The sequence below is a fragment of the Streptomyces sp. NPDC055025 genome (genome assembly GCF_053608565.1).
Genome location: NZ_JBSGVS010000135.1, coordinates 1 through 7,306, shown reverse-complemented (window position 1 = coordinate 7,306; position 7,306 = coordinate 1). Strand labels below are relative to the sequence as shown.

The window sequence follows — 7,306 nt, the reverse complement described above, 5'->3', positions numbered from 1 at the left end:
CCGCCCGGCCGGTCCGCTCATCCGCGCCCCGCGCCCCCCCCCGCGAAGGCTCAGCGCTGGCGGGGGAGAGTGCGTTCCAGCCGGCGGCGCTCCGGGCCCTCGCGTACATACCGCACCGCGTCCGCCGCCGTCTCACGGGCATAGCCGTCCGGGTCCTCGTCGGCGAGGATCCGGGCCAGCGCGTCGATCGCGCGCGGATCCTGACGTACCGCCAGGCCCCTGGCCGCCTTCGCGGCCGTCTCGGCGTCCGGGTCGTTCAGCCGGGCCGCCAGCGCCTCACGGATCTCATGGCTGTCCGCGTCCACATCCGCCAGCGCCAGCACCGCGCGGTCCCTGACCGACGCGTCCGCGTCCCTGCTCAGCAGGATCAGCGCCCAGACGCCGTCGCGGTGACCGCCCGGTACGAGCCCGGTCAGGGCCAGCGCGGCCCGGCGTCTGACCCCCGTGTCCGGATGGCCCGTGTGGCGCAGGATCTCCGGCAGCGCCACCGGATCGGCGTGCTGCCCCAGACCCACCACGACCGCGCGGACCAACTCGGGCTCCACGGCCCGCCGGGACAGCTCCCGCAGCAGAGGCACCGCGCGTTGCGTGAACGGGCTCGGCCCGTCCACCGCGCCCAGCCGCGCCAGCACGTCCGCGCCGAAGGCCTGCCGCAGCGGCTCCTCGCTCGCGCACCAGAGCGCCGCCTCCTCGAACGTCTCCTCGTCGCCGCGCCGCCACAGCGCGGAGACGGACTCGACCCAGTCGTCCCGGCCGGGATCCCCGGCGCTCAGGGCGCGCTCCGCCAGTTCCTCGTACGGTGTGACCAGCCCCAGCTCCGCTTCGAGGATCGTCGCGACGGCCGCGTGTCCGGTCCGCTGCTCCTGTCCGGCCACCGGCGCGCCGTCCCGCAGCAGTTCGACGACCACGGTCACCGAGCCGTCCTCCTCGATCCGGCGCACCACCGTCTCGTATCCGTCGCCGTAGGCGCGTGCCAGCCCGTCCCGCAGCTCCCGCTCCACATCGAGCGCCATCCAGCGCCGGGCCTCGGCGAGCGCCTCCGCGTGCGTGCTCGCGCCGTACCGCAGCAGGACCCGTACGGTCGAGGGGGAGCCGTGGCGGGCGGCCAGCAGCAGCGGCGATTCGCCTCCCGGGCCCGGCACATCGGGGTCGGCGCCGTACTCCAGCAGCGCTTCCACCGTGTCGGCGAACCCCTGGCGGACCGCCCAGACCACCGGCGTGAGATCGAAGGCCTCGCGGCTGTCGGGCCGGGCTCCGGCGGTGAGCAGGGTCCGTACCACCTCGGTGTGGCCGCCGCACGCGGCTCCGCACAGCGGCAGGTCCCAGCCCTCCCGCCCGCTCGCCCGGTTCGGATCGGCGCCCGCCGTGAGCAGCAGCCGCACCACCCCCCGCGCGTCGCTGACGGCCGCGCGGTAGAGGACGGTCTCGCCGTCCTCATCGGTGGCCTCGGCGGACACACCCGCCCTGAGCAGCCGTACGACGGTGTCGTCCGCCCCGTCGCCCACCGCCTCGAACAGGTCGGCTTCGCCCGACGTCGGCTCTTTCGTCATGCTTCGACTCTACGTTCCGCTCTCGGTCAGGTGTCGCAGTCGAGGACCGTACGGCACAGTCCGCACCGCGCCCGCACCCGGCCGCGGACCGGTACCCGGATGCGCTGGAGGCAGGTCGGACAGGGGAACGAGACCCGCAGGCCGTCCTGCTGCCGTTCGAAGGCGTACGGCGCGGAGGGGTCCCCCGGCGGGTCCGCGGCCGGCCCGCCGGTGTGTCCGCCACCGGTCCGGTCGCCGCCCAGGTGGTCGAGCGCGTAACGGCGGTCCTTGGCGTAGCGGTGCCGGCCCGTCCAGCCGGCGGACGTCAGCGGCGGCTGCTGCTCGTCGCGCAGCGCCTGCGCCCTGCCCTTCGTATACGACGTGTACCCCTGCGGACTGGTGAACCAGATCCGGGGATCCTCGTCGAAGACCATCGCCCGCTTGGCGAGTACGTAGCCGAACTCCTCGGGCGTGAGATAGCCGAGCTTCTGGCTGGAGTCACGGTCCTCGCGATAGGCGTCGAGCAGCAGCCAGCCCGCGCCCAGATAGGTCGTCGCGGTGTCGGTGAGGATCTCGTTGTCCAGGGTGCCGGGGAAGCTCAGTCCGAGCCGGTGCAGCAGGACATGGGTGATCTCGTGGGCGAGGGCGGCGCCGATGTCACGGCGGTGGGTGCGGAAGCGGTTGTTGAGCTCGATGAAGTACTCCGGGCCGGCGGCCAGCTCGACGCTCGCGGCCTGGTCCATCTCGCGGAAGCTCACGATCATGCGCGCGTCGGGCAGCCGGAGCTGCTGGACCAGGGCGTGCGCGACCCGCTGGGTGCCGAGATGGAGATCGTCCAGGTCGGAGAAGGCGACATCGCCCGGGGCGACGCTGGGGGCGTACGAGCGGATGCCCTCGGGCGAGAGCCGCTGGTAGAGCGCGGTGATCGCCGCGCGGGCCGTGTCGAGATGCGGATACCCGTGCACGACCTCGCCGCCGTTCGTCACGTACGTAACCCCCTGCGAGGACGGTCGACGGTTCCCTGCGAGGAACGTCAACCCGGCCAACCGGAATCCACTCTACGGGGCGGTCACGACGATCCACGGAAGCGGCCCGGCGAAGGGTGCGCGCGGATGGCGCACGGGCGGAGCGCGGACGGGGCACGGGCGGAGCACGGGTTGCGGACATACGGCAGACGTACGGCATACGGACGCCGCGCGGGTCGGAGAATCCGGCACAAAGTCCCCTGTATGTCCCCTCGCTGTCCGGTGATCGGACACCGACTGGCATATGCGCCCTCGGCGTGGCCGAAAACAGGTTCTTGTGGCGTGGCTGAACTCCTCCCCATAATCCGGATCACGCTTTCTTGTCGGGCCCATGTCAGGCCAGCGCAACGCGCGTTGACCCGGCACCGGCCCGACGGCGGGCCCCACGTACAGCCATCGAGCACCACGCCCACAACAGCCCCCCACGAAAGGCAGCCCGATGAAGCTTCTGACCGTCCTCAAGAGATCTGCCGCCGCCGGCGCCGTCGTCCTCGCCGCGTTCAGCCTCAACCCGTCCACGGCGTCCGCCGCGCCCGCGCCGGTCGCCAAGACCCAGGCCGTCGCGCCGGTCGCGCCGCCCGTCGTCGGCGGCACCCGCGCCGCGCAGGGCGAATTCCCCTTCATGGTCCGGCTCTCGATGGGCTGTGGTGGCGCGCTGTACTCGCCCACCGTCGTCCTGACCGCCGCCCACTGTGTGAGCGCATCCGGCAACAACACCAGCATCACCGCCACCGCCGGTGTCGTGGACCTCAACAGCACCAGCGCCATCAAGGTCCGCTCCACCAAGGTGCTCCGCGCTCCCGGCTACAACGGCGCCGGCAAGGACTGGGCGCTGATCAAGCTCGCGCAGCCCATCAACCTGCCGACCCTGAAGATCGCCACCACCACGCAGTACAACACCGGCACCTTCACCGTCGCCGGCTGGGGCGCGGCGACCGAGGGCGGCGCACAGCAGCGCTACCTGCTCAAGGCGTCCGTCCCGTTCGTCTCCGACGCGAGCTGCAACTCGTCGTACGGCGGCGACATCATAGCCAGCGAGGAGATCTGCGCCGGCTACGCGCAGGGCGGCACGGACACCTGCCAGGGTGACTCCGGCGGCCCGATGTTCCGCAAGGACAGCGCCGGAGCCTTCATCCAGGTCGGCATCGTCAGCTGGGGCAACGGCTGCGCCCGTCCCAACTACCCCGGTGTCTACACCGAGGTCTCGACCTTCGCCTCCGCCATCGCCTCGGCCGCGTCGACTCTCTGACGTGAACCACGCGCCGGCTCCCTGATGTGAACCGAGCGGGTCACCGAGCCGGCACAGCGGCGAGGAGGGGCGGGTACGGGGTCGCGCTCACGCACCCCGTACCCGCCCCTCCTCCGTGGCGCGCGGCCCCGGCGGCGAGCGGCGGGATCCCGCATCCTGATCACCGGCGGGCCCGCACGCCCCGGCCCGTCTAAGCTGCCGGACCATGACCACGAGCGACCCCGGCACCGACGGCCCCGGCACCGAAGACCCCGGCACAGAGGATTCCGGTACCGAGGATTCCGGTGTCGAGAACCCCGTACACGCCGAACTGAACCGCCTGCGCGAGAGCATCGACAACATCGACGCCGCCGTCGTCCATATGCTCGCCGAACGCTTCAAATGCACCCAGCAGGTCGGCATCCTCAAGGCCGAACACCATCTCCCGCCGGCCGACCCGGCCCGTGAGGCACGCCAGATCACCCGGCTCCGCCAGCTCGCGGAAAGCGCCCGGCTCGACCCGGCCTTCGCCGAGAAGCTCCTCACCTTCATCATCGCCGAGGTGATCCGCCATCACGAGACGATCGCGGGCGAGACACGGGACAACGGCACCGAGGCCGCCGAGCACGCCTAGGCACCCTGCCCGCGTAGGCCTCCTGTCCGGGTAGGCACCCTGCCCGGGTAGGTCCTGTCCGGGCCACGCTCGGCTCACACACCGCTCCGGCCACGCCCGGCTCCGGCCACGCCCGGCTCCGGTCGCGGACAGCTCCGGAGCGCCCACGGCCAAGAGGGCGCGCGGCGCGTGCGCTGAGAGCGGAAAGATCCCTACTGTGCGGCCCGCGCCCCATCGGGCAGCATGTCCCCCATGTCCGTACTGACGCGCGACGAAGCGCAGACCCGAGCCCAGTTCATCGATGTCCACCGGTACACGATCGCCCTCGATCTGACCACCGGCGAGGACACCTTCGACTCCCGTACCGTCATCCAGTTCACCACACGGGACGTCGGAGACACCTTCGTCGAACTCAAGCCCGCCGCGCTGCGCTCCGTCACCCTCGACGGACGGACACTCGACCCCGCCGGTCTCAGCGGCAACCGGCTCGCGCTCACCGGACTCGACGCGGGGGAGCACGAGCTGCGCGTCGAGGCCGACATGCGGTACTCCCGCACCGGTGAGGGCATGCACCGCTTCACCGACCCCACCGACGGCGAGACATACGTCTACACCCAGCTCTTCATGGAGGACGTCCAGCGCGTCTTCGCCGCCTTCGACCAGCCCGACCTCAAGGCCGTCTTCGAGCTGAGCGTCACCGCGCCCGACGGCTGGACCGTCCTCGGCAACGGGATCGCCGAGCCCACCGACGATCCCCGGCGGACCGGCGGCCGGCACTGGACCATCGCACCCACCCCCCTCATCTCCACCTATCTCGTCGCCGTCGCCGCGGGCCCCTGGCACTCCGTACGCACCGAACACGCCGGACTGCCCTTCGGTATCCACTGCCGGCGCTCCCTCGCCCCCCATCTCAACGCCGACGCCGACGAGATCCTCGGCATCACCCGCGCCTGCTACGACCGCTACCACGAGAAGTTCCAGGAGCCGTACCCCTTCGACTCCTACGACCAGGCCTTCGTCCCCGAGTTCAACGCGGGCGCCATGGAGAACCCCGGCCTCGTCACCTTCCGCGACGACTTCGTCTACCGCTCCGCCGTCACCGACACCGAGCGGCAGACCCGCGCCATGGTCATCTCCCACGAGATGGCCCATATGTGGTTCGGCGACCTCGTCACCCTCACCTGGTGGGACGACATCTGGCTCAACGAGTCCTTCGCCGAGTACATGGGCTACCAGACCCTCACCGAGGCCACCCGCTTCACCGACACCTGGGTCGAGTTCGGCATCGTCCGGAAGGCCTGGGGGTACGACGCCGACCAGCGCCCCTCCACCCACCCCGTCGCCCCCGACCCCGCCGCCGTCCCCGACACCGCGTCCGCGATGCTCAACTTCGACGGCATCTCCTACGCCAAGGGCGCCTCCGCACTGCGCCAGCTCGTCGCCTGGCTCGGCGAGAAGGACTTCCTCGCCGGCATCAACATCCACTTCGCCCGGCACAAGTTCGCCAACGCCACCCTCGCCGACTTCATCGACTCGCTCGCCCAGGCCACCGACCGCGACGTACACGCCTGGGCCGCCCAGTGGCTGGGCACCACCGGCGTCGACACCCTCACCCCCGTCGTCGGCGGCACCGACACCGGCTGGACCCTCGATGTCGTACGGGACGGCAGCCGGCCCCACCGCATCGCCGTCGGCACCTACGACCTCGATGTCGCCGACCCGGCCCGGCTCGTCGCACGTGACGTCGTCGAACTCGACCTGCCCCTGACCGAGGCACCCGCCGCCCGCCCGGGACGCCGCCCCGCCCTCGTCCTCCTCAACGACGGCGACCTCACCTACGCCAAGGTCCGCCTCGACAGCGACTCCTGGGACACCGCCCTGCGCGCCCTCTCCGGGATCCCCGACCCCCTCACCCGCGCCGTCATCTGGAACGCCGCCCGTGACATGGTCCGCGACGGCGAACTCGCCCCCACCGCCTACCTCGACGCCGCCCGCGCCCACCTCCCGCACGAGACCGACCTCGCCCTCGTCCAAGGCGTCCTCACCTTCGCCGCCGACCAGATCACCAACCGCTACCTCGGCGCCGACGACCGCCCCGCGGCACTCGCCACCCTCACCGCGATCTGCCGCGACCTCATCCGCCGCACCGAGGACGGCAACCACCCCGGGCTGCGCCTCATCGCCGTACGCCACCGCATCGACGCCGCCACCCAGCCCGACACCATCCAGGACTGGCTCGGCTCCGACAGCGTCCCCGGCGGACCCGAACTCGACCCCGAACTGCGCTGGCGCATCCTCACCCGGCTCGCCGTCCTCGGCGCCATCGGCACCGGCACCATCGACGCCGAACTCGGCCGCGACCCCAGCGCCACCGGCCAGGAAGGCGCCGCGCGCTGCCGCGCCGCACTGCCCGACCCCGCGGCCAAGGCCGAGGCCTGGACCCGGCTCTTCGGCTCCGACGACCTCTCCAACTATCTGTTCACCGCCACCGCCAAGGGCTTCTGGCAGCCCGAACAGGCCGAACTCGTCCAGGAGTACGTCCCCCGCTTCTACCCCGAGGCCGTCGCCCTCGCCGCGCGCCGAGGCCCCGCCATCGCCGAGGCCGCCGGGCGGTACGCCTTCCCCGTCCACGCCATCGACGAGGAGACACTCCGCCTCGGCCAGGAGTGCCTGGACGGTACGGACATGATCCCGGCCCTGCGCCGCAAACTCGCCGACCAGCTCGACGACCTGCGCCGCGCACTGAAGGTCCGCGGCGCCTGACGGTCCGTCCCCCGCTCGCCGTCCGTCCCGCGCCGGCCGGTCGCCCGCGCCGGTCGCGCGCGCCGGTCGCACGCGCCGGTCGCACGCGCCGACCGGCCGGCCGCGCGCGCCGCGCGCGCCCGCTCTGCCGCCCCGGGATCCGCCGTAC

5 protein-coding genes are annotated in these 7,306 nt (G+C 72.3%); 3 read left to right on the top strand and 2 right to left on the bottom strand.

The window, feature by feature from the left end; all coding sequences use genetic code 11:
• Positions 1 to 50: 50 nt before the first annotated feature.
• On the bottom strand, positions 51 to 1,550 hold the full coding sequence (locus ACWGDX_RS39025) for an ankyrin repeat domain-containing protein (RefSeq protein WP_453633535.1): 1,500 nt from the start codon (positions 1,548 to 1,550) through the stop codon (positions 51 to 53).
• A 26-nt stretch (positions 1,551 to 1,576) separates the two neighbouring features.
• Positions 1,577 to 2,515: a hypothetical protein gene (locus tag ACWGDX_RS39020; RefSeq protein WP_453633533.1), complete on the bottom strand. Its 939-nt coding sequence runs from the start codon at positions 2,513 to 2,515 to the stop codon at positions 1,577 to 1,579.
• Between the two features lie 478 nt (positions 2,516 to 2,993).
• Here ACWGDX_RS39020 and ACWGDX_RS39015 point away from each other — a divergent pair, with 478 nt between their 5' ends.
• The 3 genes from ACWGDX_RS39015 to pepN all read left to right on the top strand — a co-directional run bounded on the left by ACWGDX_RS39015 (position 2,994) and on the right by pepN (position 7,158).
• Positions 2,994 to 3,803, top strand: coding sequence for a serine protease (locus tag ACWGDX_RS39015; protein ID WP_453633531.1), 810 nt, complete (start codon positions 2,994 to 2,996; stop codon positions 3,801 to 3,803).
• 205 nt (positions 3,804 to 4,008) lie between these two features.
• Positions 4,009 to 4,416, top strand: coding sequence for a chorismate mutase (locus ACWGDX_RS39010; RefSeq protein WP_453633529.1), 408 nt, complete (start codon positions 4,009 to 4,011; stop codon positions 4,414 to 4,416).
• Between the two features lie 231 nt (positions 4,417 to 4,647).
• Complete coding sequence (gene pepN / locus ACWGDX_RS39005; RefSeq protein WP_453633527.1) at positions 4,648 to 7,158, top strand: aminopeptidase N; 2,511 nt, start codon at positions 4,648 to 4,650, stop codon at positions 7,156 to 7,158.
• Positions 7,159 to 7,306: the final 148 nt, after the last annotated feature.